Raw genomic sequence first — 26,560 nt, 5'->3', positions numbered from 1 at the left:
TTCATAAATTAGAACAAATAAAAATTGAAGCAAGTTGGGTTAAGTTAAATTAAATAGTTGATGGAGTATAAAAGAAAATTTTTGATAGCCTAAAAAAGTCATTGTCCAGCAGTCCATTGAGGAGGCTTAAATAGACAAGTTGATTTATGCTTTGAGCTAGTGAAAAGAGTTTATGGGCGAAAAATCAAATCTCTGGTTAACTAATGGCCATTGTTTAGTTTGGGTTCAGAAGCAATACCCACTAAAATCATGAATGTGAAATGGTTAATTAAAGGTGTCTATGGAAAATAAAGATAAAAAAATACTCGCCGTAGCGCCCATGATGGATTGGACCGATCGGCATTGTCGGTCATTTCATCGCATTCTTTCTAAGCAGGCTATTCTCTATACGGAAATGATTAATACGGGAGCCATCATTTATGGCGATCGACCTAAGCATTTAGACTTTAATCCGAATGAACATCCGGTCGTTTTACAGTTAGGTGGTAGCGAGCCAGAAGATCTCGCAAAAGCTGCCAAAATTGCTAGTGAATGGGGCTATACGCAAATTGATCTAAATTGTGGTTGTCCCTCAGAGCGAGTTCAACGAGGGTCTTTTGGGGCCTGTCTAATGGCAGAGCCTGATTTAGTTGCCGATTGTGTCAAGGCCATGAAAGATGCTGTAGATCTTCCGATTAGTGTAAAACATCGTCTAGGCTTGAATGACATGGATCCAACCCAGGAGGGTGATTATCAATTTGTGCTTGATTTCATGCTCAAAGCTTGCGCTGCTGGAGCATCACAATTAACGATCCATGCTCGTAATGCGGTCCTTAAGGGCTTATCTCCCAAAGAAAATAGAACGATTCCACCGCTGCGATATGAGGTTGCTAAACAACTGAGATTAGATATCAAGCAACAATTTTCTGAGGTCCATATATTACTGAATGGTGGCCTTGAAACGAATCAAGATATTGTAAATCATTGGGATGATTTCGATGGTTTTATGGTGGGTAGGGCGGCATACCATACCCCTGCTCATTTGTTAGCCTGGGATGACATGATTGACAGTTCCGGTAAAAATTTCGGTTATTTTTTAAATGCCCAGACCTGGAAAAGTGTTGAAGAAAAATTAATTGATTATTCCATTGCTTGGTATCAGTTTTGTCAACAAAGTAATGGCGTTCATGTTTTTAACATTGCAGCCATCACCCGACATGTTTTAGGCTTTGCTCATGGTATCGGAGGATCTAGGTATTGGCGACAAATTTTATCCAATCACCATCTCTTGAATGATGTTCAAGATGAAGCTCAAATTCGTGAATTCTTTGTTTCGGCGAGTCAGTCCTTGCGGATTTTTTCTGATGTGGAAAAAGAATTTATTAACTACGATGATTAATTAGTAGTCTTTAAACAGAATTAAGAGCGTAATCCCGGAATTGCCTTGCATATCCAGTGTTATGCCTTTTACCAGGCTAGGGTGGCTTTTCCTAAATTCTTCTAGTCCTGATAAACCAGGTTTGAGTGCCTCACCATAATATACTTCCGCAATGGCATTGGACCATTTGCCATAATCCATTGCATCGCGAAAAGCTTTCTTTATTTTCCCAGTTTGCCCCGCAGATCCTTGGCCATGAATGACCTTGAGTAGTCGAATACCGGTTTTTTCAAGTCTAGTTAGGTAGTGTTCAAATCTTGAAAATGCCTCATCAATGGTTGGTAGGCCTAACTCTAAATTAATGGTGAAGGCTTTCACTCTAGCTTCTGCATCTGATAAAAAATCACTTTCACCACAATAGGGGCATTCTCGCAATGTAAATTGGCGAGGGTTACCACACATGGCGCAAATTATTTGATGAGTTTTCATGATTTTTAATGGAGCATCAAGGCGTGTGAATAAATGCTTGGCTCATTCTAGTTGAAAACTAAAGTGCCACTCTATCCTTCGATCAAGTGGCTTAGAGCTCCGGTTTAATCTCACCTTTTCTCCGTTGTTCTCTAAATTCCCATGGTGGAGTCGGGTTTTCTTGTATCCATAAGCCTTTTTTAGTTTTTTTTGCGAATTCCTGCGCTAAGTCATAGCGCTTTGCTTCTTCAGCCGGTTGATCTTTTGCATAATGTTTGTAATGCCAAGCAACGCCCTCATGGATGAGATATTCATTAATATCTTCTTCGCCTAATCGAACGATCCCCAAAGTTCTGTTATATCGATCGATGCCTCGAATTTCAACCCTTACCACATTGCCAAAGACTTTTTCACTTAATAGTCTTTTGGCTCTGTTACCAAAGGCCTGATTTTTCTCTGGGCAATCAATCCCAGCCAAGCGAATTTTTAATTGAGAGTTATCGTCATTGAGGAGAGTGATGGTATCGCCATCAGAGATGCCGATCACTTTAGCAACAATAATTTCGTGTTTTTGATGTTTAGGTGCCTCCTTGGCGAGAAGACTTTGTGATAAAAAAGAGAGTGAAAAGCCAAAGAGGATGGAGATTAAGGCATTTTTTCTAAATATGGATGTCATAGCATTTCTTATCAATTTAAAAACCTTTTTAACTTAATCAATTTGAATAACTTAAATGTTTTTAGGTTAATTTCATACTATCTTATAGTAATAACAAATATATGTTTTACATCGATTCTATTAGAATTTTTTTATAGTCGCTGATTGAGGCAATTCTTGGATTGGTAAGGTGACAATGATCTTTTAAGGCACCTTCAATAATTTGATCAAAATCAGCCTCGCTTACTCCGAGGTCTCTTAATCCACTAGGTAGCTTTAATTTTTGCGAAAGCTTGAACATTGCTTCAGGCACTAGTTTTGGGTCAAAAATACCAATAGTCTTGGCAATCTTCATCATCTTTTGTTGGTTCATCACCGAAGGCGCATCTGCGTTAAAGCGAAGTACTGCGGGTAAAAATACGGCATTTAAGGTGCCGTGATGCAGGTGAGGAAACAAACCTCCAATACTGTGGCTCAGGCTATGGATACAACCTAAACCTTTTTGAAATGCCATAGCACCATGCATTGAAGCTGTCATCATTTGTAACCTAGCTTCTGAATTATGGCCTTGTTCAGTCGCTATTTCTATATATTGCCAAGCACGCTCTAAGCCATCGAGTGCAATCGCATCTGCGGTTGGATTGAAGGGGGCATTTAAAAAAGTTTCAACACAATGCGCGATAGCATCCATGCCAGTTGCAGCAGTTAGATGGGGTGGTAAATTCAACGTTAGATCAGGATCACAGATAGCTGATTTGGGGAGGATATGCCAAGAATGGAAACCTAATTTACGACCGTCATTTAAAATCAGAATTGCACCCCTTGCGACCTCACTCCCGGTCCCACTTGTTGTCGGAATGGCAATCAGAGGAGCGACTTGTGCTGTGATTTTGTGAGATCCGCCCTCAATCGTGGCATAGTTTTTCAGGGGTTCAGGATGGGTAGTGATAATGGAGATCACTTTTGCACAATCCATTGAAGAGCCACCGCCTAAAGCAATTAAGCCATCGCAGAGTTTTTTTTCATAAATCTCTTTACCTTTTTCTGCCGCTTGTTGGGTGGGGTTCGATGGAGTTTGATCAAACACAGCGAAGTCGATTCCGATCAAAACCTGTTCGATCGTTGATAGGATGCCAGCAGATCTAATTCCTTGATCCGTAACTATCAATGGCTTTTTGATACCAAGTCGCAGACACTCGGCAGGAATACGTTGAATGGCGCCTGATTCAAGGTAAATTTGGGTTAAATATTGAATCTGTGCCATAAGAATCATCTCTTCAAAATAAGTTATTTCAGATGATTTTTACATAAATAACAGACCAATTAATTTTTTTTTAGAATTACTAGGATTAATTATCCTCAAACTCGAAAATGCTTTGTTTCTCCAAACAAATGTCTTCATGAATTGATAACGGTAAAGTCACTTCTCAAGTGGTTTATTATTGTGTACTTGAGACAATATTTTTTAAGGATGATTCATGAAGTATGTATTTAACCCAGAAGCAATTCCAAGTGTTCCAGTAAAAGGCACCGATGCTTCTTATGCGGTTTCTAGAATTTTTTGTGTTGGGCGCAATTATGCCGCTCATGCCAGAGAGATGGGCTTTGATCCTGATCGTGAGCCACCTTTTTACTTCACTAAACCTGCTAATGCTATTGTTTTGAGTCCCGCGACAACTGCATACGCTCTTGGTACGAATAATTTACATTACGAAATGGAATTAGTGATTGCGATTGGTAAGCCGGCCTTTAGAGTGGCGGTTGAAGATGCTGAAGATTGTGTTTACGGTTACGCCTCAGGCCTTGATATGACACGTCGTGACTTGCAAATTGCGAGCCGTGAAATTGGTCGTCCTTGGGACTTTGGTAAGGCTTTTGAAGAGTCTGCAGTGATTACCGAAATCATTCCTAAATCAGTTACTGGCCCTTTGAATAATGGCAAGATTGAATTAACTGTAAATGGTCAAGTGAAGCAAACGTCTGATTTAAACGCCATGATTTGGAGTGTTGCTGAGATTATTTCTAATCTATCTCAGTACTACCATCTTAAAGAAGGTGATTTAATTTATACCGGCACACCAGAAGGTGTTGGAAAAGTGGATGTTGGCGATCATTTGGTTGGCACGATTGATCAATTACCTACGCTTGAACTCACTATTGGACCTAAGCAATAAATAAGAAATCCTATGATAAATAAAGTTTCAGTAGATATGGACCAGCTTTTTGCTGGTCTAAAAGATGGTGCCACTATTATGATTGGTGGTTTTGGTGGCTCTGGTATTCCTCATGAACTCATTGAGGGACTAGTTGGACAAAATGCTCGTGATTTAGTCATTATTACTAATAATGCAGGTAGTGGTGAAACGGGTATAGCGGCCTTATTAAAAGCCAAAAGGGTCAGAAAGATTATCTGCTCCTATCCCCGCATGGCTGACTCCTATGTATTTGACAATTTGTTTCGTGCCAAAGAAATTGAGTTGGAGTTGACCCCACAAGGCAATTTGGCTGAGCGAATTCGCGCAGAGGGAGCTGGTTTAGGTGGCTTTTTTACCCAAACTGCATATGGAACTCTACTCGCTGAGGGTAAAGAAACCCGAGTAATCAATGGCAAAAACTATGTATTTGAGTCGCCCTTGAGTGCTGATTTTGCTTTAATCAAAGGGAACAAAGGGGATCGTTGGGGTAACTTGGTTTATCGTAAAGCATCTAGAAACTTTGGTCCAATCATGGCGATGGCGGCAAAGAATACGATTGCCCAAGTGAATGAGGTGGTCGAATTGGGTGCGCTTGATCCAGAAAGCATTGTGACACCAGGTATTTTTGTGAAATACGTTGTGCCAATGGGCCAAAAAGGAGAAAAATAATGAGCCAACAATCAGCAGATGTATCTTCATTAAAGCCGGTAACGCGTAATGAAGTTGCCGCAAAAATAGCTTCTTACATACCAGAGGGTGCCTATGTGAATTTGGGTATTGGCATGCCAACCATTGTTGCAAACTACTTACCCGCTGACAAAGAAATATTTTTACATTCTGAGAATGGAATTTTAGGAATGGGGCCAGCACCAGCTAAGGGTGAAGAAGACTGGGATTTGATTAATGCAGGTAAACAACCCGTCACATTATTAACTGGCGGTGCTTATTTTCATCAAGCTGATTCCTTCGCTATTATGCGAGGCGGTCATTTAGATATTTGTGTATTGGGCGCCTATCAAGTTTCTGAGTCAGGGGACTTAGCGAATTGGCATACTGGTGATGCAGATGCGATTCCTGCTGTTGGTGGCGCGATGGATTTGGCTGTTGGGGCCAATAAGACCTTTGTTATGATGGATCACTTAACCAAAGAAGGTAGCAGTAAGTTGGTTAAAAATTGTTCTTATCCACTCACAGGAGTGGCATGTGTTGCGATGATTTTTACTGATTTAGGTGTCTTTGAAGTAGTTCCTGGCGGATTACTTGTACGAGAAATTTTCAATAATATGTCTTTTGAGTTATTGCAATCTGTTACAGAAGCAACACTCTTAAAAAATTAATGGGGTAGCTAAATTGTCAATCGAATTAAAACCAAATACAGCTTATATCTGCGATGCTATTAGAACGCCAATTGGTCGTTATGCAGGCTCTTTATCTAGTGTGAGAGCAGATGATTTAGGTGCAGTACCAATTAAAGCTTTGATGCAACGTAATCCTCAGGTTGATTGGACGCAAGTGGATGAAGTGGTTTATGGTAATGCCAACCAAGCTGGTGAAGATAATCGAAATGTTGCCAGAATGAGTTCTTTGTTAGCTGGTATGCCAGTTGATGTACCTGGTTCAACTGTTAATCGTTTGTGTGGTTCTGGCATGGATGCGATTGGTGTCGTGTCTAGAGGGATTATCTCCGGTCAAATCCATTTGGCAATTGCTGGTGGTGTGGAGAGTATGAGCCGTGCACCATTTGTAATGCCTAAAGCTGATACTGCTTTCTCAAGAAGTAATCAGGTTTTTGATACTACAATCGGTTGGCGTTTTGTGAATCCTTTGATGAAGCAAATGCATGGCGTTGATTCAATGCCAGAAACTGCAGAAAATGTAGCTGGAGATTTTAGTATTTCTAGAGCCGATCAAGATGCATTTGCTCTTCGATCTCAATTTAAGGCATCAGAAGCGCAAAAAAATGGTCGCTTAGCTTTAGAAATTACGCCGGTAACAATTCCTTCTAGAAAAGGTGATCCAGTAGTCGTAACTCAAGATGAACACCCTAGAGCGACGACCATTGAAGCCTTACAAAAATTAAAACCGATCGTCAAGCCTGATGGTACGGTTACAGCTGGCAATGCTTCAGGAGTTAATGATGGTGCCTGTGCCTTATTAATTGCGTCAGCAGATGCCGTATCACAGTTTGCCCTTAAACCAAGAGCCAAAATTCTTGGTCTTGCGACTGCCGGTGTACCGCCAAGAATCATGGGGATTGGACCTGCTCCAGCGAGTAAAAAAGTTTTAAAGATGTTGGGGCTTGATATTTCTCAGATGGATGTGATTGAGTTAAACGAAGCCTTTGCTTCCCAGGGTCTTGCAACGTTAAGAGACCTCGGCGTTGCAGATGATGATGCACGCGTGAATCCGAATGGAGGTGCCATTGCCTTAGGTCATCCATTGGGGATGAGTGGTGCACGCTTGGTTACTACTGCGCTGTATGAACTAGAGCGAATCGGTGGTCGCTATGCGCTTTGTACGATGTGTATCGGTGTTGGTCAAGGGATCGCTATCGTTATTGAACGTGTTTAACTGAATGTGATGACACCCATCTTAGAAACTACCAAAATTGTTGATGAAGTGATGCTGGCAAGGCGCTCCGTAAGGGGCTTCTTGCCGACGCCGGTACCTAGAACAATCATTGAAGATATTCTGAAGGTGTCTGCTAAAGCACCATCGGGATCTAACATACAGCCTTGGAAAGTTTATGTAGTCACTGGTAAACGTAAAGAACAAATTACTGAGGCTGTGTTGGATGTATTTAACGATCCGGAAAAAAATGTTTTGCATCGCCCTGAGTATATTTACTATCCCAAAAATTGGACGGAGCCCTTTCTTGCGAGAAGAAGAAAAGTGGGGTACGACTTGTACGCTCTAGCTGGCATTGCTCGTGGCGAACACCAAAAAATGCATCAATTTCATGGAAAAAACTATGAGTTTTTTGGCGCACCAGTTGCTCTAATGCTTACTATTCCAAGGGTGATGGAGCAGGGTAGTTGGTTGGATTATGGGATGTTTGTTCAGAATATTTTGCTTGCGGCAACCGCTAGGGGACTTGCTAGTTGTCCCCAGGCTGCCTTTATTTCTTATCATCAGATAGTGACGGATATTTTAGAGATTCCGGCTGATGAGCAGTTTGTCATGGCGATTAGCTTAGGCTATGAGGATACAGCGGAAACGGTTAATCAGCTGGTGACCGAGCGGGCAGAAGTAAAAGATTTTGTAAAGTTTTGTGATTAATTTTTCTTCGCTTTCTCATCTAGCCCTTTTAAAAACTTCATTTTTTCCTGAATTTGGATTTCTAAACCACGGTCAGTCGGTTGATACCAATTTGGTGGTGGCATTTTTTCAGGAAGATAGTTTTCTCCTGCAGCATAAGCATTTGGTTCATCATGCGCATAGCGGTATGCATGACCATAGCCCAACTCTTTCATGAGTTTAGTTGGGGCGTTTCGCAGGTGTATCGGTACTTCTCGAGTATGATCATTTTTGACAAATGCCTTTGCTGCATTAAATGCCTTATAACCCGCATTACTTTTTGCAGCCATCGATAAATAAATCACTGCTTGCCCCAAGGCAAGCTCTCCTTCCGGTGAGCCTAGTCGCTCGTAAGTACTAATAGCATCATTGGCAATTTGCATAGCTCTCGGATCTGCTAAACCAATATCTTCCCAAGCCATACGTACGATTCTACGAGCCAGATATAGTGGGTCTGCGCCACCATCGAGCATTCGACATAGCCAATAAAGAGCAGCGTCTGGATTGGATCCTCTAACAGATTTATGTAATGCGGAAATTTGATCATAAAAATATTCTCCACCGTGATCAAATCGACGACTTTTCGTACTGAGCAGATTTTCAGTAAAGGTTAAGGTGATGAGTTTTAGATTGGTAGATTCTGCAGCACGGAAAACTTGTTCGAGAATATTTAAGAAACGTCGTCCATCACCATCCGCAAAGGCACAAATCATCACGATGGCTTCCTCATCCCATGCCATTTCAATAGGAATGAATATTTTTACTTTCTCTAAAAGCTTGAACATATCATGCTGTTCTAGGGACTTTAAAACATAGGTTCGAGATCTAGATAACAATGCTGAATTTACTTCAAAAGAAGGATTTTCAGTAGTGGCACCAATAAAGGTGATTAAGCCGGACTCAACAAATGGTAAAAGAGCATCTTGTTGGCCTTTATTAAATCGGTGAATTTCATCCACAAATAGTAAGGTTCGCCTGCCGAACTGAGCAAGATTCATTTCAGCTTGTTCAATGGCAAGTCGAATTTCTTTGACTCCAGCAAGAACCGCAGAAATGGCAATAAAGTGACAGTCAAAAGCGTCAGCCATTAATCTGGCCAGAGTTGTTTTACCAACCCCAGGAGGTCCCCACAAAATCATGGAATGGGGTTGTTTAGACTCAAATGAAAGTTGTAGAGGTTTACCTTGGGCTAATAAATGTTCTTGACCAACGACTTCATGAATCGACTTTGGCCGAAGTGCTTCAGCTAGGGGGATGTTGGGCCACTGGTTCATAGAGGCCACTTTTGAATCGGGTAATTTGGACATGAATTACATTTAAAACCTTTAGATTTATAATAGAGAGCATATACGAACTTTCTACTGTTATGCAATTTAGGTGATGAATGATTCATCTTCATTTTCTCAGTGGTTGGATTCTCTTTTTTCATCCTAGCGGTAACTCACCTAAAATTACATGAATCAATTAAGTGCCAATCAATCTTTAATCAATGAAAACATTCATCATGCTGGCTATATCTTAACGATTTCTTGCCCTGATCGACCGGGCATTGTCCATGCTGTGAGTGAGTTTTTGCATCTAAAAGGCGCAAATATTCTTGATTCGGCTCAATTTAGTGATACGTTCACTGGTCGTTTCTTTATGCGGGTTCATTTCGTTGAGGCGGAACCTAGTGTAACTTTAAGGGGCTTGGAAGACGAGTTTGCGGTAATAGCTCGACGCTTCTTTATGGAGAGTCATTTTTATGACGCACAAAAAAAACCGAAAGTCCTGGTAATGGTTTCAAAGTTTGGGCATTGTCTCAATGATTTGCTCTTTAGAAGCAATAGTGGTAGTTTGCCCATTGAAATTCAAGGGATTGGTTCTAATCATCATGACTTTGCTGAATTGGCAAAATCCTACAAAGTTCCTTTCCATTATTTCCCCATTACTTCATCACAAGATGAAAAAAAGTCAGATCAAGAAGAGCGTTTATTAGCTTTAATTGAGGAACAAGAAATTGACTTAGTGGTTCTGGCAAGATATATGCAAATTTTGTCGACAAAATTATGTGAAAAATTAACTGGTAAGGTCATTAATATTCACCATTCTTTTTTACCTAGTTTTAAAGGGGCTAAACCCTACTGGCAAGCTCATCAACGAGGTGTCAAGTTAATTGGTGCAACCGCCCATTATGTAACTTCAGACTTAGATGAAGGTCCAATTATTGAACAGGAAGTGCAACGGGTTAATCACTCGATGGATCCTGATCAGTTAGCAGCTGCAGGGCGGGATGCTGAATGTATGGCTCTTGCTAGGGCGGTTAGATGGCATGCTGAACATCGTATTCTATTAAATGGTAAAAGTACTGTAGTCTTCTGATCTGTTTGCAAAGAATCAAGAAATCTAGATTAAAGTGTGCTACCTTGATTGCAAATACACGTAACTTTATTAAGTTTTAATAGTTTGGTATAAATAACTCATCTCCAAAATTTAAACAACCATGCTAATTGTCCTATCCCCTGCTAAATCTTTGGATTTCGAATCCCCAATCCCTGACGTAACTGCTACTTTACCTCGTTATATTGATAAATCCTCGACCCTAGTGAGTCAACTGAAGAAGTTCTCACCAGTGGAGTTATCTGAACTGATGGATATTTCGGATAAGCTTGCGACATTAAATGCTGTGAGGTTTTCGAGTTGGAGTAAGAATTTTTCAAGTGAAAATAGTCGCCCGGCAATCTTTGCTTTTAATGGTGATGTATATGAAGGGTTGGATGCAAATTCCCTGAATCTAAAACAACTCAAGTTTGCTCAAGAACATATCCGAATCCTTTCCGGATTGTATGGAATTTTAAAGCCGCTAGACTTAATGCAACCTTACCGTTTAGAAATGGGTACTTCACTTGCTAACAAATCTGGTCGGGATCTGTATGCTTTTTGGCGCGAAAAACTTACAGAGGATATTCATGATGAGTTATCGAAACACAAACAAGCCTATTTAATTAACTTGGCCTCTGATGAATATTTCAAGGCTATTGATGTGAAAAAATTTGAATACCCAATTATTTCGCCAGTTTTTTTGGATGAAAAAGATGGTAAATATAAGATCATCTCCTTTTATGCAAAAAAGGCTCGGGGCTTAATGGCTCGTTATGTTGTTGAAAACCAAATTAAAACGCCTTCCGAGTTAATCAACTTTGACTCTGATGGGTACCAATATTCCGAGCAGGAATCCACTCCTTTACGTCCAGTTTTTAAGCGTAAATCAACCGTCTAAAGGGCACAGAATGAGTACGCCACGAATGAGAGCGAAGGTAAGAACCTCTCCAGAGGTTGAAAAGCTTGTATCTGAGGTTTTGGCTTTAGCCTCTTCAGGTAGTAAAGTTGAAGACATCTTTTGGGAAGGTAAGATTTTTGATCGTCTATCAAGGCTATTAAAGGGACAGTATCAAACGGTGATTGATACCTCCCTTGATCTTACCTTTAAAAGTCAAACCTCCGCGTTTGAAATCCTTGCAGATGCGGCTGAGACAGCGGCAGAGTCTTTCGTCTATGAGTTCGATGGGAAAATGTATGATGTGTTGTTGATTTCCCTGCCCATCATTGCTCAGACTAAGTACAGTATTCCGTTCGGCGCAATTTCTACCGAAGTTGCAGCTACTATTGTGGATTGCTTGAGTGACTGTGTCATCGCTGGTAATGTCAAGTTGAGTATTGCTCCTTGGCTTTATAGTATTGATCAGATTCCACAGTCTCACTCTCAAACCCGTCAACTATTAGAAAAAATGGCAACCTGTGCCGTTGAACAAACGGATCTGTCTTATGATTTAAAAGAGATGCCAGATACTATCGCCGTATTAGCTGATCCACGTTTTATCCTATGTGCCCTTGCCACTGAAAAAGGTCAACCCTTCTTTATTTGGCAAGAGGATGAGGCAGAGCGGGTAGAGCGTACACAAAGTTTAAAAAACTTACAAGAGTCCATCCAGCCAACTTTAGTGAATTTACTGCCGGGGTGTGAGTTTGAAGTTATGTTACCGGATGCTTTTTATACAAACTGTCGAGATGCAGACAAGCGAGTAAGACCACTGAGTCTGAAGGCTGCCGTAAATTTTTTAGAAACTACTCTAGGTTTACAACCGTCTGAACTCAGTTGTGTTGTTGCTCCTTTTGGCAATGAAATAGCGGATGAATTTCGTATTTCTTTTGCTATAAAAGGACATCCAGAAATTATTTATGGGGTTGTTTGGCCACTATATGATCGTGAAACAGTCTCTAGTGAGGATATTGAGGCTGGCGGAGATAGGGATTTAACGATTCAACTCATCTCTGCCACTCTGGTTGAGGCTGGAGTAGGAGATGTTTTCAAGCATGCCATGTTGTTTACACCTGAAATGTGCGAGGATTGTGGAGTGCCCTTATTTCCTAATCGTTCTGCTGAGGTTGTGCATGCTCAAATGCCAATTGATACCCCTGCACAACAAATACTATTCCACTAATTATTTCATTAAATCTTCTTGATTCATCCGTGGTGAGTTGGCAACTAGTTCAGGCGTTTTGCAGTAATCAAGAACGCGCTGACCTATTTTAAAGTCAAATAGCATTGCTTTATCAGGAATTTCAATCCAATTAAGGTGGTAAGTATCGTTGGTATATCTTTGTACGCCTCGTAGAGCGTCAATCTTACTCATGACATATAGTTTGTTATTCCAAAGCATGAGGTAGCCCTGAGAAGATTCAGCTGTTTTGACAATGACATTATTTTCACAACGCCAAATACTTGCATCAGTTAATTTCATCTCATCAAATTTTTTAGCATCAGATTTATTGCTTGCGGCAGAATTGTTTTTTTGTGTCTTTTTTTCTGCTGCTTGAACTTGCACCATTCCAGTAAGCATTGGAATACATAGCACTACTAAAACAAAGGTCTGATAAAAATAATGAATAGGGAAGGGAGCCTGTTTATGATTGCTCATAGACATAGACGTCACAATTAAAACCATCCTAAATTGGCAATTTCATCTAATTTATTTGGGTGGGATTGGTGGGCCTTTTGTAAAATCATCCAAAAGTACCTAAAGCTTGCTCTATCGTGAAGTTTGCCTTCGTACTGAATAGGACCCCAATTTGCTGCAACAGCACTCTTTAAAATATTGATAGCCTCAGTAATTTGTGCATCACTAGGACTAAAAGCTTTAACAATCAAAGGAATTTGCATTGGGTGAATACTCCACTTACGAGTATAACCATAATGGTTTTTAGCCTGTAAGCTATCACTAGTGACAACCTCTGCGGAGTGGATGTTGGTGCAAACGTTATGTGATGGAGTTTTGCCGTAAGTGTGGCAAGCGGCAGCGATTTCACTCATGGCTCTTGTAACTAGAGGGTGATTGAACTGATCCTGAGCCATGGCATCACTTGGAATTGCACCGTAGTGACCTGAAACAAAATCCATCAAACCAAAACTTAAACACTCTACTTGGGGAATTGCGGCAATTTGGAAGACATCTGCTAAAGCCAAATTGGTTTCAATTAAGACATGGATAGGAATCTCCCTAATGCAGTCTAATTGGTGAGCGAACTCATTAATCTGTTCTATTAGAGCGCTGGTTTGCTTTGCCGAATCAATCTTCGGAATCACAATATAGGCTACTTGGTTACCGACTGTTTGTACAATCTTTTTTACATCATTAATAAAGTGCGGACTTTTAGGGTCGTGTACCCGAACGCCGATACGATTAAATTGATTGGCAGGACTTGCAATTAAATCACATACTAAGGCGGCATGCTCCGTTTCTTGACCAATTGGAGCGCCATCCTCTAAATCAAACGTAATATCAAAACAAGGCCCCATCTCATTCTGAAGACCCATTGCTTTTTTCATCCGTAATTCAGTACCGCAATAATGATCACAAACGGGAATTGTTTTTGGAACAATACCATCAAATAGAACTTCAGAAGGAGTCATGGGAGCCTCAGGTTAAATTAAAGTAGATCTTGAACGCCAGCTTTTTCTTCCAACAACTCATTCAAGGTGAAATCCATTCTTTCACGGGAATAAGCATCAATTTCTAAACCTTGAATCATTTGATATTCGCCGTTTTCACAAGTTACCGGTACACCATAAATGATACCTTCAGGAATACCATAAGAACCATCAGAAGGAATTCCCATGGTTACCCATTTACCATTTGTACCTAAATGCCAATCATGAATATGATCAATGGCTGCATTTGCAGCAGATGCTGCTGATGAGAGTCCGCGTGCTTCAATAATCGCACCGCCACGCTTACCTACAGTTGGGAGGAATACTGTTTTATTCCACTCTTCATCATTAATCATTTCTTTGATCGATTTACCAGCAACATTAGCAAAGCGGTAATCTGGGTACATTGTTGGGCTGTGATTGCCCCAAACTACTAATTTTTCGATATCTGCAACGGCAATATTTGCTTTAGCTGCTAATTGAGATAATGCTCTGTTATGGTCTAAACGCAACATTGCTGTGAAGTTTTTCGCTGGTAGATCTGGCGCTGATTTCATTGCAATATAAGCATTTGTATTCGCTGGATTGCCAACCACTAATGTTTTAACCGTTCTTTTAGCAACAGCATTCAAAGCTTTACCTTGTGCTGTGAAAATTTTTGCATTTGCTTGCAAAAGGTCCTTACGTTCCATTCCTGGGCCACGTGGACGAGCACCAACCAACACTGCGTAGTCGATATCTTTGAATGCAGTCATGGCATCGCCGTGTGCGCTCATGCTGTTTAGCAGCGGAAATGCGCAGTCATCTAATTCCATCATTACGCCTTTGAGGGCATTTTGAGCTTTCTCATCAGGAATCTCAAGCAAGTGAAGATTAACTGGTTGATCTTTGCCAAGCATATCGCCATTGGCAATACGAAATAATAATGAATAGCCGATTTGACCCGCGGCGCCGGTGATTGCAACATTTAAAGGTGCTTTTGCCATGAAATTAACTCCGTTTATCGATAAAAAAGTTGTTGTACTACTAATTATAAATTTATAAAAAATTTTTAATAACTTCTAATGATAAGCACTAATGAAACCTTAACCTATCAAATTTAATGATTCTGAGGCTATTTATTGCCCATTTATCGAGAATTTTTCTAAAAAGATTCGAATTTATTATGAATTTAAGAAGGAAGACAATTTTTTTCAATTTAATTTACAGTTGATTTCATTATTTTATTTACACCAGGATGTTTTCAGTCGAATACCCCAATATTCGCTTCAATTTGGTCTTCAAAGTTTGAATTCAATTCATTCAAGTAAATTTGAAACTTCAAAATACAGTTGTCCAAATCATTGATTTATTTGGATTAATTTTTTTTATTTACTGGATTTCCAAATCTTCTAAAGAATATGACAAAATAGAGCCTGTCAGTTGTTGATGATCAAATGATTTTTTAATGTGGTTGTCAAAAACTGTAATGTAATTAAATATTTACACCCCATGCTTAATACATAAGGTTATTTAATGTCTGAAAATTTAAACCCAAGTGGCCGCAAAGCCCGTCCTCAATTTAAGAATATTGGCTATCTTCAAATTCTGACTTCTTACAAATTGCCGTGGTCTGGAAAAGTATCGATTTTGCATCGCGTAAGTGGCGCATTATTGTTTTTATCTCTACCTTTCATTCTTTATCTCTTTGATAAAAGTGTTACCTCAGAAATTAGTTTTTTGACATTTTCTGATATGGTTTCCAACCCATTGATTAAATTGTTTATTTTGGCTCTCATTTGGGGTTTTTTACATCACTTTTGTGCCGGAATTCGTTTTTTAATGCTCGATACGCACCGTGGTTTAGAAAAACACCAAATTCAAAAATCAGCGATCAGTGTTTTGGTCGTGAGTTTAGCCTTGACCTTAGTTCTTGGCGCTAAATTATTTAATTTGTTTTAAGGAAAATCATGGCTCAAAATAACATTGGATCGAAGCGCCTCGTTGTCGGTGCTCATTATGGCTTGACTGAATGGCTACTTCAAAGAGTAACTGCAGTCATTATGATAGTTTTTACGGTAATCCTTTTAGCGGTATACCTCATTTACGGTAATGCTACTTATGAAGGTTGGGCATCATTGTTTGCTAATCAATTGATGAAGGTATTAACCTTTTTGACCCTCATGTCACTTTTTTATCATGCTTGGGTTGGTATCCGTGATATTTGGATGGATTACATTGGTTCCGCAGGTCTGCGTTTAACATTACAAACCTTAACAGTTTTATGGTTAGTTGGTTGTACTGCTTACGCTGCTCAAATTCTTTGGAGGGTTTAAATGGTTGCGAATAATTCGGCAATTCCACGCCGTCGTTTTGATGTTGTTATTGTTGGTGCTGGTGGCGCAGGTATGCGTGCATCTTTACAATTAGCTGAAGCTGGATTGAACGTTGCTGTTCTTTCAAAGGTTTTCCCAACTCGTTCACATACGGTAGCTGCCCAAGGTGGTATTGGCGCTTCTTTAGGTAACATGAGTGAAGATAATTGGCATTATCATTTTTATGACACGATTAAAGGTTCTGATTGGTTGGGTGACCAAGATGCGATCGAATTTATGTGTCGTGAGGCCCCAAAGGTTGTCTATGAATTAGAACATTTTGGTATGCCATTTGACCGTAATGCTGATGGCACAATTTATCAGCGTCCATTCGGTGGGCACACGGCTAACTATGGTGAGAAGCCTGTTCAACGTGCTTGTGCTGCGGCAGATAGAACTGGTCATGCAATGTTGCACACCTTGTATCAAAGAAACGTTCGTGCAAAAACACATTTCTTTGTTGAGTGGATGGCACTTGACTTAATCCGTGATGCAGACGGTGATGTTGTTGGTGTGACTGCGATGGAAATGGAAACCGGTGAAATCCATATTTTAGAAGCAAAAATCACGATGTTTGCCACCGGTGGTGCTGGTCGTATTTGGCAAGCTTCGACGAATGCCTTCATCAATACTGGCGATGGAATGGGAATGACCGCACGTGCAGGTATTCCGCTCGAAGATATGGAGTTCTGGCAGTTCCATCCGACTGGTGTTGCTGGTGCCGGCGTCTTGTTAACTGAAGGCTGCCGTGGTGAGGGTGGTATTTTAAGAAATAAAGATGGTGAGCGTTTCATGGAACGTTATGCGCCAACTCTGAAAGACTTGGCACCTAGAGATTTCGTATCCCGTTGTATGGACCAAGAAATTAAAGAGGGACGTGGTTGTGGACCGAATGGTGATTATGTGGTGCTTGATCTAACACACATTGGCGCTGAGACAATTCATAAGCGTTTACCTTCTGTATACGAGATTGGCATTAACTTTGCTAACGTTGATGTAACTAAAGAACCAATTCCCGTAGTACCAACGATCCATTATCAAATGGGTGGTATTCCTACCAATATTTATGGTCAAGTTGTGGCGCCAAAAAATGGCAATCCCAATGAGGTTGTGAATGGTTTCTATGCAGTTGGTGAATGTTCATGCGTTTCTGTACACGGTGCAAATCGTCTCGGTACTAACTCATTGCTTGACTTACTAGTATTTGGTCGTGCGGCAGGTAACCATATTGTTGCTTCAGATATTAAGAAAAAAGAGCACAAGCCATTACCTGAAAATGCAGCTGATTATTCATTGGCTCGCGTTGCAAAATTGGATGATTCTACCTCTGGTGAGTACACGCAAGACGTTGCTAATGATATTCGTAATGCAATGCAAAAACATTGTGGCGTATTTAGAACTCAAGCCATTATGGATGAGGGTGTCGCGATGATGGCTGAACTGACTGAGCGTGCAAACCACATTCATTTAAAAGATAAATCTAAGACCTTTAACACTGCGAGGGTAGAGGCGTTAGAGTTGGCTAATTTAGTTGAAGCCGCAAACTCAACCATGATTTCAGCAGCTGCTCGTCAAGAAAGTCGTGGGGCTCACGCTCATGACGACTGCCCTGAGCGTGATGATGTTAATTGGTTGAAACATACTTTATGGTTTAAGGATAATAACCGTCTTGAATATAAGCCTGTAAACCTTAAGCCTTTGACTGCAGAGTCTATTCCACCTAAAGTTAGAACATTCTAAAAGGAATTATTATGAGTGAAATTCGTATATTTGAAGTGTATCGATATGATCCAGATAAGGATGCAGCACCACGCATGCAGACTTATGAATTAGAGTTAGATGGTAGTGAGAGAATGTTGCTTGATGCTCTAATGAAGCTCAAGAAATTAGATGAGACCTTGTCGTTCCGTCGTTCCTGTCGTGAGGGTGTTTGTGGTTCAGATGCCATGAACATTAATGGTAAGAATGGTTTAGCTTGTTTAACCAACATGCTGACTTTGCCGAAGAAAATAACATTACGTCCGCTGCCTGGATTGCCAGTTGTGCGGGACATGATTGTTGATATGACGAACTTCTTCAAACAATACCATTCAATTCGTCCTTATTTGGTAAATGAAACTCCTCCGCCAGAAAAAGAGCGTTTACAGTCTCCGGAAGAAAGAGAAGAGTTGAACGGTTTGTATGAGTGCATTTTATGTGCTTCCTGTTCAACATCTTGCCCATCATTTTGGTGGAATCCTGATAAGTTTGTTGGTCCTGCCGGTCTTTTACAAGCTTATCGCTTTATTGCCGATAGTCGTGATGAGGTAACTAGCGAGCGCTTGGATAACTTAGAAGATCCATACCGTTTATTCCGTTGCCATACCATTATGAATTGCGTTGACGTTTGTCCTAAAGGGCTCAACCCAACTAAAGCGATTGGTAAAATCAAAGAATTGATGGTTCGTAGAGCAGTATGACGGTTGACTCAGGTATTCTTTCTAGGTTGCGATGGAGTGCTCGCAGGGGCTTATTGGAAAACGATTTAATTATCGAAAGATTTTTTAATCGTTTTTCACCAAACTTGACCATGGAAGATGTGTATTCTCTCGATCAGCTATTTGATTTAAGTGATAATGATTTATTGGATTTGTTTTTAAGTCGAACTGAGCCAACTGGTCATTTAAATCAACCAAATGTGATAAAAGTGCTACAACAATTGCGTCAAGTGTAAATAAATACGTTGAAGTTAGAAAATTTTCTCATTGCAACTAACTTCAACTAAAATAAACGAAAAATAACGTAAGGACAAAACAATGACACCCTCTGATATCAAAGCAACCCTATCCTTTTCTGATGGTTCACCAGCTATTGAAATGCCTATTTATAAAGGTACAGTTGGTCCAGATGTAATTGATATTCGTAAGTTATATGGTCAAACAGGTAAATTTACTTATGACCCTGGCTTTATGTCAACTGCATCTTGCAATTCAAAGATTACTTTTATTGATGGTGATAAGGGCGAGTTGCTTTACAGGGGTTATCCAATTGAAGATCTCGCAGTAAATTGCGACTTCTTAGAAACATGTTATTTGCTTCTCAACGGTGAGTTACCATCGCCAGAAGTAAAAAAGGATTTTGCTGATTTAGTGATGCACCACACCATGGTACATGAGCAAATGCAATTTTTCTTGCGTGGTTTCCGTCGCGATGCCCATCCAATGGCCGTTTTAACTGGCTTGGTTGGTGCGATGGCAGCTTTCTATCATGACGGCTTAGACTACTCGGATGCTAGAATTCGCGAAATTGCTCAGATTCGTTTGATTGCTAAAATGCCTACCTTGGTCGCGATGTCCTACAAGTATTCCGTAGGTCAACCATTTATTTATCCAAAAAATGACCTTTCTTATACTGCTAATTTCATGCGTATGTTGTTTGCAACACCGTGTGAAGAGTATGTTGTGAATGAAGTATTAGTTAGAGCGCTAGACAGAATCTTTATTTTGCACGCAGATCATGAGCAAAATGCTTCAACTTCAACAGTTCGTTTAGCTGGCTCTTCTGGCACTAATCCATTTGCTGCAATTGCCGCTGGTGTTGCTTGTTTATGGGGTCCTGCCCATGGCGGTGCAAATGAAGCTTGCTTACAAATGTTAGAAGATATTCAAAAAAATGGTGGCGTTGAAAAGATCGGTGAGTTCATTGCCAAAGTGAAAGATAAAGATTCTGGCGTTCGTTTGATGGGTTTTGGACATCGTGTTTATAAAAACTTCGATCCAAGAGCAAAATTAATGCGTGAAACTTGTTACGAGGTATTGAATGAACTCGGCCTTGGTGACGACCCACTCTTTAAATTAGCGATGACTTTAGAAAAAATTGCCTTAGAAGATGAGTATTTTGTTAGCCGTAAGCTCTATCCTAACGTTGATTTCTACTCAGGTATTGTGCAACGTGCATTAGGTATTCCTACCGATATGTTCACTTGTGTATTTGCTTTAGCAAGAACTGTTGGATGGATTGCACAGTGGGAAGAAATGATTACTGATGCTGAATACAAAATTGGTCGTCCACGTCAATTATTCAACGGTTATACTACTCGGTCAGTTAAATAGAAAAATAGAATTAAATCAATACTAGGAGAATCCATGGCACGTACCTTATATGACAAACTTTGGGACGACCATGTGGTTCATACAGAAGAGGATGGCACTGCCATTCTCTATATTGATCGGCATTTATTACATGAAGTAACCAGTCCTCAAGCTTTTGAAGGACTTGATATTGCCCATCGATCCATTTGGCGTAATTCTGCCAATTTGGCTGTATCTGACCACAATGTCCCCACCACTGATCGCACTAATGGTATTACTGATGCGGTTTCAAAATTGCAAGTTGATACCCTAGATAAAAACTGTGATCGGTTTGGCATTACTCAATACAAGATGAACGACTTACGTCAAGGTATCGTTCACGTCATTGGCCCTGAACAGGGAGCGGTTTTACCCGGCATGACTGTGGTTTGTGGTGATTCACATACTAGTACTCACGGTGCATTTGGGGCATTAGCTTTTGGTATTGGGACCTCCGAAGTTGAGCACACCTTAGCAACGCAAACGATTCTCATGAAGAAGAGTAAAAATATGCTTGTGAAGGTAGATGGTAAATTACCTTTGGGTTGCTCTGCAAAAGATATCGTGTTAGCAATTATTGGCAAGATTGGAACCGCTGGTGCTACTGGTCATACAATTGAGTTCGCTGGAGAAGCTATTTCTCAATTGTCAATGGAAGGTCGAATGACTCTCTGTAATATGGCTATTGAAGCTGGCGCTAGGGCAGGTTTAGTCGGGGTTGATGAAAAGACGATTGAATATGTTCAAAACCGTCCTTACTCACCTAGTGGACAATCTTGGAACTTAGCGATTCAGTATTGGCGTAATTTACACACTGATCCTGGCGCTACTTTTGACCAGGTAGTGACTTTACGTGCTGAGGAAATTAAACCTCAGGTTAGTTGGGGCACCTCGCCTGAGATGGTTTTACCAATTGATGATCGTGTACCAGATCCTGATAAAGAAAAAGATGCCAACAAACGATCTGCCATTGAACGTGCGCTCGTCTATATGGGCCTAGAGCCCAATATGCCGATTGAATCAATTCAAGTAGATAAAGTTTTTATTGGTTCATGTACCAACAGTCGTATTGAAGATATTCGTAGTGCTGCTAGAGTTGTTGAGCGAATTGGGAAGAAAGTTGCCTCGAACGTGAAGTTAGCCTTGGTAGTACCTGGTTCAGGCTTAGTAAAAGCACAAGCTGAAAAAGAAGGGCTGGACAAAGTATTCAAGGCGGCTGGATTTGAATGGCGTGAGCCTGGTTGCTCGATGTGTTTAGCGATGAATGCTGATCGTCTTGAACCTGGAGAACGCTGTGCTTCGACTTCTAACCGCAACTTTGAAGGTCGCCAAGGTGCTGGTGGTCGTACACATTTAGTGAGTCCTGCAATGGCTGCTGCAGCGGCGATTGAAGGTCACTTTGTAGATGTTAGAAAGATTTCTTGATACGTCGAGGACTGAATGGGAACTATGAAAATTAACAATTCTCTACTCAAAATATTGGGATTAACTTTAACCTTGTCTTTTACCTCTTGTTCAACGATTGAGGGGATTGGTAAAGATGTGCAAGGACTCGGTCGTGTGATTGAAAAAACTTCTTCCTCTGTATCTGGAAAAAGTTCAACCACTCCTCTAACACCTTTAGAGAATAACCAGCCTGCGACTAGTGGTGCTGTTGTTACACCTGTTAGATAAGATAGAAAGATTTTTATGCAAGCTTTTAAAGTTCATCAAGGTATCGTAATTCCATTAGATCGCGAGAACGTTGATACGGATGCGATTATTCCAAAGCAATTTTTAAAGTCGATTGCCAGGACTGGTTTTGGACAAAATTTATTCGATGAATGGCGTTATCTTGACTTAGGTGAACCTGGACAAGACTGCTCAACTCGTCCTATCAATCCTGATTTTGTATTAAATCAACCAAGGTATAAACAGGGCAGTATTTTATTGGCAAGAAAGAATTTCGGCTGTGGTAGTTCAAGAGAGCATGCACCGTGGGCTCTGAGCCAATATGGTATTCGTGCATTGATTGCTCCCAGTTACGCTGATATTTTCATGAATAACTGTTTTAAGAATGGTATTTTGCCGATTGTATTAACGGATTCAGAAGTGGATCGTTTATTTAATGAAACATTTGCTTTTAACGGTTTTCAACTCACCATTGATTTAGAAAAACAGTTAGTGATCGTGGGTGATGGAACTAGTTACTCTTTTGACGTTACGCCTTTCAGAAAATACTGTTTATTGAATGGTTTTGATGATATTGGCTTGACTCTGTTGCACTCGGACAAAATTAAGGCTTACGAAGCAGAGCGCATTTTAAAGATGCCTTGGCTAGACACTAAATTACCTTAATTTTAAACTCTGAAACCTATAAAGAACGATAGAAAGTTGTTATGAAAATTGCTGTTTTACCTGGTGATGGTATTGGTCCAGAAATTATTGCTGAAGCAAAATTAGTCTTAGATGCTTTAGGTGAATCTTTTGAGATAGAGGAAGCGCCAGTTGGTGGAGCAGGGTATAAGGCCTCTGGACACCCACTTCCTGATGCAACATTAAAGCTGGCTAAAGAAGCCGATGCAATTTTATTTGGCTCTGTTGGTGATTTTCAGTTTGATAATTTACCGAGAGAGTTAAGACCTGAACAAGCTATTCTTGGTTTGCGTAAACATTTATCCTTATTTGCGAACTTACGTCCGGCTATTTGCTACAAAGAACTGACAGCGGCATCATCCTTAAAGCCTGAAATCGTTGCTGGCCTTGATATCTTAATTGTTAGAGAGCTCAATGGTGACGTGTATTTTGGTTCGCCAAAAGGGATTAGAACCTCGACTGATGGTCTATTCCCTGGCACCAGAGAGGGTTTTGACACGATGCGCTACAGTGAGCCTGAAGTCATTCGGATTGGTCATGTTGCGTTTAATGCGGCTAGAAAACGTCAACGTCGTTTGTGTAGCGTTGATAAGTCAAATGTTTTAGAAACATCACAATTATGGCGTGATGTTATGACTGAATTAGGTAAAGAGTACCCTGATGTAGAGTTAACCCACATGTATGTTGACAACGCTGCGATGCAGTTGGTAAGAGCACCGAAAGCATTCGATGTCGTCGTAACAGGTAACTTATTTGGTGACATCCTCTCTGATGAAGCCTCCATGTTAACCGGTTCTATCGGTATGCTACCGTCTGCATCTTTAGATGCAAACAACAAAGGCTTATATGAACCAAGTCATGGTTCTGCTCCTGACATCGCGGGAAAAGGTATCGCAAATCCTTTAGCAACGATTCTTTCCGCTGCCATGATGTTGAGATATACATTAGGTCTGGAAGCGCAAGCTGCACGTATTGAAAATGCTGTGCAAACTGTTCTTTCACAAGGGTATCGTACAGGTGATATTTTTACCGAAGGTACTAAAAAAGTTGGTACACGAGAAATGGGCCAAGCCGTTTTGAATGCACTCGCTGATTAAATTTCTTTAGCCCGAGGCTAGTCTCTAAGAGATCAGCTCAGGGTTTAAACCTCATTCTACTGACAATTCAGCTGAAAAATTAGGGAATTTGTCGTTTTATTCCCTAATTTAAAGGGTCCAACGTGACTCTACCGTTAAAATAGTCTCTCTTCTCATTTTTTTAAGGAATGTTGTTGTATGTCATTGCCATTATTAGGTCTAGTTGGTTGGCGCGGGATGGTTGGTAGCGTCCTCATGGAGCGTATGATTGCTGAAAAAGATTTCGACTATGTTGAGCCGATTTTTTTTAGTACCAGTAACGTTGGTGGCGATGTTCCTTTAATTAATGGACAGGTCCTAACAAAAAATGAAAAAAAATTAAAAGATGCTTATGATATCGTCGCTTTGCAACAGTGCGACTATATCGTTTCATGTCAGGGTGGTGACTATACGAAAGAAGTGTTTGGTCAATTAAGAAATGCCGGATGGAATGGGCATTGGATTGATGCCGCTAGTACCTTGAGAATGGCCGAGGACGCTGTAATTGTCCTTGACCCAGTGAACCGCTCTGTTATCAATCAAGCAATAGTTGATGGTAGAAATAATTGGATTGGTGGTAACTGCACAGTGAGTTTGATGCTGATGGGACTTGGCGGTTTATTTAATGCCAATCTCGTTGAGTGGGTCTCAGCAATGACCTATCAAGCTGCCTCTGGGGCAGGTGCCCAGAATATGCGTGAATTATTAAATCAAATGGGAGCACTTTATCAAAGTGTTCAAGACGATTTAAATACGCCAAGTTCAGCAATTTTAGACATTGATCGTAAAGTAACGCAAACCCTAAGATCTGATACCTTCCCTAAAGCCAATTTTAGAAATACTGCTTTAGCTGGTAGTTTAATTCCCTGGATTGATGTTCCCGTTGAGAATGGGCAAAGTAAAGAGGAATGGAAAGGTGGTGCTGAGTGCAACAAGATTTTAGGATTACCTGCATTTAGACAACCCGGTAGCATTCCAATTGATGGCTTGTGTGTTCGGGTAGGTGCGATGCGTTGTCATTCCCAAGGTTTGACAATTAAATTAAAAAAACATGTTGCGATTAACGATGTGGAGCAGATTCTTGCTTCTGCGAATGATTGGGTAAAAGTTGTCCCGAACGATCGTGAACAATCAGAAAAATTCTTAACTCCTGCCGCCGTTAGCGGTACGATGCAAGTTCCTGTGGGTAGGTTGCACCATCTCGCGATGGGGCCAGAGTATTTAGGTGCCTTTACAGTCGGAGATCAATTGCTCTGGGGTGCTGCAGAACCTCTTCGAAGAATTTTACGTATTTTGTTAGAGGCATAAATTGACAATCAAACCACTCTGGTTCATTAAATCTCTACTTTTAGTAGGCTTATGGTTGAGCTCGAGTGTGTGGGGTCTAACACTTGGTAATATTAATGTTATTTCAGGTTTAAGTGAGCCATTTAAAGCTCGGATAGCTATTTTAGGAAGTAATCAAGAGTTAAGTAAGCTTTCTAATCTCAAGGTGCAATTTCCATCTCAGCTTGTATTTGATAAATATGGATTGAAAGTACCAGATGCTCAGAATAACTACTTACTATCAATAGAAAAATCGACAAATGGCCTGCCAGTAAGCATCTTTCTGAAAACTGAAAATGTTATTCCTGAGCAAGAACTTTTTAATGATTTATTGATTGAAGTGAGTTGGACGGGTGGAAAACTGATCAGGGCCTATACCATTCTTAATGTGAACAAAATGGTCATCACCGTTAATCCAGGTGATAACTTGTCAAGCATTACTCAATCATTAATGCCTGAACTACCCCAAGCTAGCTTTGAGCAGGTCCTGACTGCCATTTTTAGGTTAAATCCAAAAGCCTTTATAGCTGGGAATATTCATCGCCTGAGGGCAGGGGCCCCACTTGATATTCCAAGCAAAGCAATGGTGGAGTCCATTCCTGTAGATGAAGCAAGTACTTTTACTAAAAACGTACAAGAAAATTTTCAAAAAAAACTATTCACTGAGTCATCAGAGAAGTATTTTGATACTTCCTCATCAACCTCAGACCGACTCTTATTAAGCTCATCGGAAAATGTAACTGAGAAAAAACTACTAGAAACCAAGCTTGAAGAAGAGTTAATTGCCCAAAAGAAAATTATTGAACAAGCACAAGCGCGCGTGCTTGAGATTCAAAAAAATATCGTTGATTTAAATAAGCAGGTTGAGCCCCCATCTATTTATTCAAAAATAAGTTCTTTCCTACATTACCAATCTGTTGGGATGTGGGAGTTCGTTGCGTTAGTTGCCTTATTGATTGTTTTTATTTATGGCAACTTTATTCGCGTCGGTACATCCTTTTCAGTAAGGCCTGCTCAAAGTACAAGTTCTGATGACATTCCTGCTTTTGCAAAAAATATTTTTGCAACCCTTGATTTAAATTTAGATGATCAAGGAACCTCAACGCCTACTAATTCGTTGAATATCATTGCTAAAAGTGAAGATCACGGTATTGCAATTAATAACGTTAAACCTCACCGAAATATTCCAAGCGTCGCAGATCAAAAATTACGTCTAAATCTTGCTAAGTCCTATATCAAAATTCATGACTATCCCACAGCGAAAATATTATTACAAGAAATTGTTAGCTTAGGCGCTAATGGTAGCTCTGATGTGGTTCGCGACGCGCAAAAATATTTACTGCAAATAGCCTGAACTTTAG

General features: G+C 40.3%; 28 protein-coding genes. 21 read left to right on the top strand and 7 right to left on the bottom strand.

Going from position 1 to position 26,560, the window contains the following annotated elements:
• The first annotated feature begins 280 nt into the window (after nt 1–280).
• The gene (dusA, locus tag B8983_RS06030) at nt 281–1,378 is read left to right on the top strand and encodes a tRNA dihydrouridine(20/20a) synthase DusA (protein ID WP_084283243.1); all 1,098 of its coding nucleotides are present in this window, start codon (nt 281–283) and stop codon (nt 1,376–1,378) included.
• Here dusA and B8983_RS06025 read toward each other — a convergent pair whose 3' ends face one another.
• From B8983_RS06025 to gbd, 3 genes are all read right to left on the bottom strand, one after another.
• Nucleotides 1,379–1,846, bottom strand: a complete 468-nt coding sequence (locus tag B8983_RS06025; RefSeq protein WP_143736113.1) for a Smr/MutS family protein — start codon at nt 1,844–1,846, stop codon at nt 1,379–1,381.
• A 91-nt stretch (nt 1,847–1,937) separates the two neighbouring features.
• Nucleotides 1,938–2,501 (bottom strand): thermonuclease family protein, encoded by a 564-nt coding sequence (locus tag B8983_RS06020; RefSeq protein WP_084283241.1) that lies wholly within the window; start codon nt 2,499–2,501, stop codon nt 1,938–1,940.
• 106 nt (nt 2,502–2,607) lie between these two features.
• A complete protein-coding gene (gene gbd / locus B8983_RS06015) occupies nt 2,608–3,744 on the bottom strand; it encodes a 4-hydroxybutyrate dehydrogenase (protein ID WP_084283240.1) in 1,137 nt (378 codons plus the stop codon).
• A gap of 214 nt (nt 3,745–3,958) precedes the next feature.
• On the opposite strand from gbd, the gene B8983_RS06010 reads away from it, so the two are divergent.
• Genes B8983_RS06010 through B8983_RS05990 form a run of 5 tightly spaced genes read left to right on the top strand, consistent with a single transcriptional unit; the run spans nt 3,959 to nt 7,954 of the window.
• The gene (locus tag B8983_RS06010) at nt 3,959–4,654 is read left to right on the top strand and encodes a fumarylacetoacetate hydrolase family protein (RefSeq protein WP_084283239.1); all 696 of its coding nucleotides are present in this window, start codon (nt 3,959–3,961) and stop codon (nt 4,652–4,654) included.
• A gap of 12 nt (nt 4,655–4,666) precedes the next feature.
• Nucleotides 4,667–5,344 (top strand): 3-oxoacid CoA-transferase subunit A, encoded by a 678-nt coding sequence (locus B8983_RS06005; RefSeq protein WP_084283238.1) that lies wholly within the window; start codon nt 4,667–4,669, stop codon nt 5,342–5,344.
• Nucleotides 5,344–6,012 (top strand): 3-oxoacid CoA-transferase subunit B, encoded by a 669-nt coding sequence (locus B8983_RS06000; protein ID WP_084283237.1) that lies wholly within the window; start codon nt 5,344–5,346, stop codon nt 6,010–6,012. Before B8983_RS06005 ends, B8983_RS06000 begins: the two co-directional genes overlap by 1 nt.
• 19 nt (nt 6,013–6,031) lie before the next feature.
• Nucleotides 6,032–7,246, top strand: a complete 1,215-nt coding sequence (pcaF, locus tag B8983_RS05995; RefSeq protein WP_084283334.1) for a 3-oxoadipyl-CoA thiolase — start codon at nt 6,032–6,034, stop codon at nt 7,244–7,246.
• Nucleotides 7,247–7,255: 9 nt separating this feature from the next.
• Nucleotides 7,256–7,954, top strand: coding sequence for a nitroreductase (locus B8983_RS05990; protein WP_084283236.1), 699 nt, complete (start codon nt 7,256–7,258; stop codon nt 7,952–7,954).
• On the opposite strand, the gene B8983_RS05985 is transcribed toward B8983_RS05990, so the two are convergent.
• Complete coding sequence (locus B8983_RS05985; RefSeq protein ID WP_084283333.1) at nt 7,951–9,246, bottom strand: replication-associated recombination protein A; 1,296 nt, start codon at nt 9,244–9,246, stop codon at nt 7,951–7,953. The genes B8983_RS05990 and B8983_RS05985 overlap by 4 nt on opposite strands.
• Nucleotides 9,247–9,469: 223 nt before the next feature.
• Between B8983_RS05985 and purU the strand changes: the two genes are divergently transcribed.
• From purU to B8983_RS05970, 3 genes are all read left to right on the top strand, one after another.
• Nucleotides 9,470–10,333, top strand: coding sequence for a formyltetrahydrofolate deformylase (purU, locus tag B8983_RS05980; protein WP_084283332.1), 864 nt, complete (start codon nt 9,470–9,472; stop codon nt 10,331–10,333).
• Between the two features lie 121 nt (nt 10,334–10,454).
• A complete protein-coding gene (yaaA, locus tag B8983_RS05975; RefSeq protein WP_084283235.1) occupies nt 10,455–11,231 on the top strand; it encodes a peroxide stress protein YaaA in 777 nt (258 codons plus the stop codon).
• 10 nt (nt 11,232–11,241) lie between these two features.
• The gene (locus B8983_RS05970) at nt 11,242–12,453 is read left to right on the top strand and encodes a DUF2863 family protein (RefSeq protein WP_084283234.1); all 1,212 of its coding nucleotides are present in this window, start codon (nt 11,242–11,244) and stop codon (nt 12,451–12,453) included.
• Here B8983_RS05970 and B8983_RS05965 read toward each other — a convergent pair whose 3' ends face one another.
• Genes B8983_RS05965 through B8983_RS05955 form a run of 3 tightly spaced genes read right to left on the bottom strand, consistent with a single transcriptional unit; the run spans nt 12,454 to nt 14,926 of the window.
• Nucleotides 12,454–12,930, bottom strand: a complete 477-nt coding sequence (locus tag B8983_RS05965) for a hypothetical protein (protein WP_143736112.1) — start codon at nt 12,928–12,930, stop codon at nt 12,454–12,456. It abuts the gene before it with no gap.
• Between the two features lie 17 nt (nt 12,931–12,947).
• Entirely contained in the window at nt 12,948–13,922 is a 975-nt protein-coding gene (locus tag B8983_RS05960; protein ID WP_084283232.1) for an HpcH/HpaI aldolase/citrate lyase family protein, read from the bottom strand.
• A gap of 17 nt (nt 13,923–13,939) precedes the next feature.
• Complete coding sequence (locus B8983_RS05955) at nt 13,940–14,926, bottom strand: malate dehydrogenase (protein ID WP_084283231.1); 987 nt, start codon at nt 14,924–14,926, stop codon at nt 13,940–13,942.
• Between the two features lie 529 nt (nt 14,927–15,455).
• Here B8983_RS05955 and sdhC point away from each other — a divergent pair.
• From sdhC to B8983_RS05895, 12 genes are all read left to right on the top strand, one after another.
• Nucleotides 15,456–15,881, top strand: a complete 426-nt coding sequence (gene sdhC, locus B8983_RS05950) for a succinate dehydrogenase, cytochrome b556 subunit (protein WP_084283230.1) — start codon at nt 15,456–15,458, stop codon at nt 15,879–15,881.
• An 8-nt stretch (nt 15,882–15,889) separates the two neighbouring features.
• The gene (gene sdhD / locus B8983_RS05945; RefSeq protein WP_084283229.1) at nt 15,890–16,255 is read left to right on the top strand and encodes a succinate dehydrogenase, hydrophobic membrane anchor protein; all 366 of its coding nucleotides are present in this window, start codon (nt 15,890–15,892) and stop codon (nt 16,253–16,255) included.
• Entirely contained in the window at nt 16,256–18,034 is a 1,779-nt protein-coding gene (gene sdhA, locus B8983_RS05940) for a succinate dehydrogenase flavoprotein subunit (RefSeq protein ID WP_084283228.1), read from the top strand. It abuts the gene before it with no gap.
• Between the two features lie 11 nt (nt 18,035–18,045).
• Nucleotides 18,046–18,753 carry a succinate dehydrogenase iron-sulfur subunit gene (locus tag B8983_RS05935; RefSeq protein WP_084283227.1) on the top strand — a complete coding sequence of 236 codons (708 nt, stop codon included), beginning with the start codon at nt 18,046–18,048 and terminating at the stop codon, nt 18,751–18,753.
• On the top strand, nt 18,750–19,007 hold the full coding sequence (locus tag B8983_RS05930; protein ID WP_084283226.1) for an FAD assembly factor SdhE: 258 nt from the start codon (nt 18,750–18,752) through the stop codon (nt 19,005–19,007). The genes B8983_RS05935 and B8983_RS05930 overlap by 4 nt, the downstream gene beginning before the upstream one ends.
• An 82-nt stretch (nt 19,008–19,089) precedes the next feature.
• Nucleotides 19,090–20,385, top strand: a complete 1,296-nt coding sequence (gltA, locus tag B8983_RS05925) for a citrate synthase (RefSeq protein WP_084283225.1) — start codon at nt 19,090–19,092, stop codon at nt 20,383–20,385.
• A 33-nt stretch (nt 20,386–20,418) separates the two neighbouring features.
• Nucleotides 20,419–21,828 (top strand): 3-isopropylmalate dehydratase large subunit, encoded by a 1,410-nt coding sequence (gene leuC, locus B8983_RS05920; protein ID WP_084283224.1) that lies wholly within the window; start codon nt 20,419–20,421, stop codon nt 21,826–21,828.
• Nucleotides 21,829–21,852: 24 nt separating this feature from the next.
• Nucleotides 21,853–22,077 carry a hypothetical protein gene (locus tag B8983_RS14100; RefSeq protein WP_084283223.1) on the top strand — a complete coding sequence of 75 codons (225 nt, stop codon included), beginning with the start codon at nt 21,853–21,855 and terminating at the stop codon, nt 22,075–22,077.
• A gap of 15 nt (nt 22,078–22,092) precedes the next feature.
• Nucleotides 22,093–22,740: a 3-isopropylmalate dehydratase small subunit gene (gene leuD / locus B8983_RS05910; RefSeq protein ID WP_084283222.1), complete on the top strand. Its 648-nt coding sequence runs from the start codon at nt 22,093–22,095 to the stop codon at nt 22,738–22,740.
• A gap of 41 nt (nt 22,741–22,781) precedes the next feature.
• Entirely contained in the window at nt 22,782–23,855 is a 1,074-nt protein-coding gene (gene leuB, locus B8983_RS05905; RefSeq protein WP_084283221.1) for a 3-isopropylmalate dehydrogenase, read from the top strand.
• 177 nt (nt 23,856–24,032) lie between these two features.
• A complete protein-coding gene (gene asd / locus B8983_RS05900) occupies nt 24,033–25,181 on the top strand; it encodes an aspartate-semialdehyde dehydrogenase (protein WP_084283220.1) in 1,149 nt (382 codons plus the stop codon).
• Between the two features lies 1 nt (nt 25,182).
• Nucleotides 25,183–26,553, top strand: coding sequence for a FimV/HubP family polar landmark protein (locus tag B8983_RS05895; RefSeq protein ID WP_084283219.1), 1,371 nt, complete (start codon nt 25,183–25,185; stop codon nt 26,551–26,553).
• The last annotated feature ends 7 nt before the right edge of the window (nt 26,554–26,560 follow it).

The organism is Polynucleobacter kasalickyi (assembly GCF_900176405.1).
Lineage (GTDB): Bacteria > Pseudomonadota > Gammaproteobacteria > Burkholderiales > Burkholderiaceae > Polynucleobacter > Polynucleobacter kasalickyi.
This window is presented reverse-complemented; position numbering and strand designations above follow the sequence as displayed.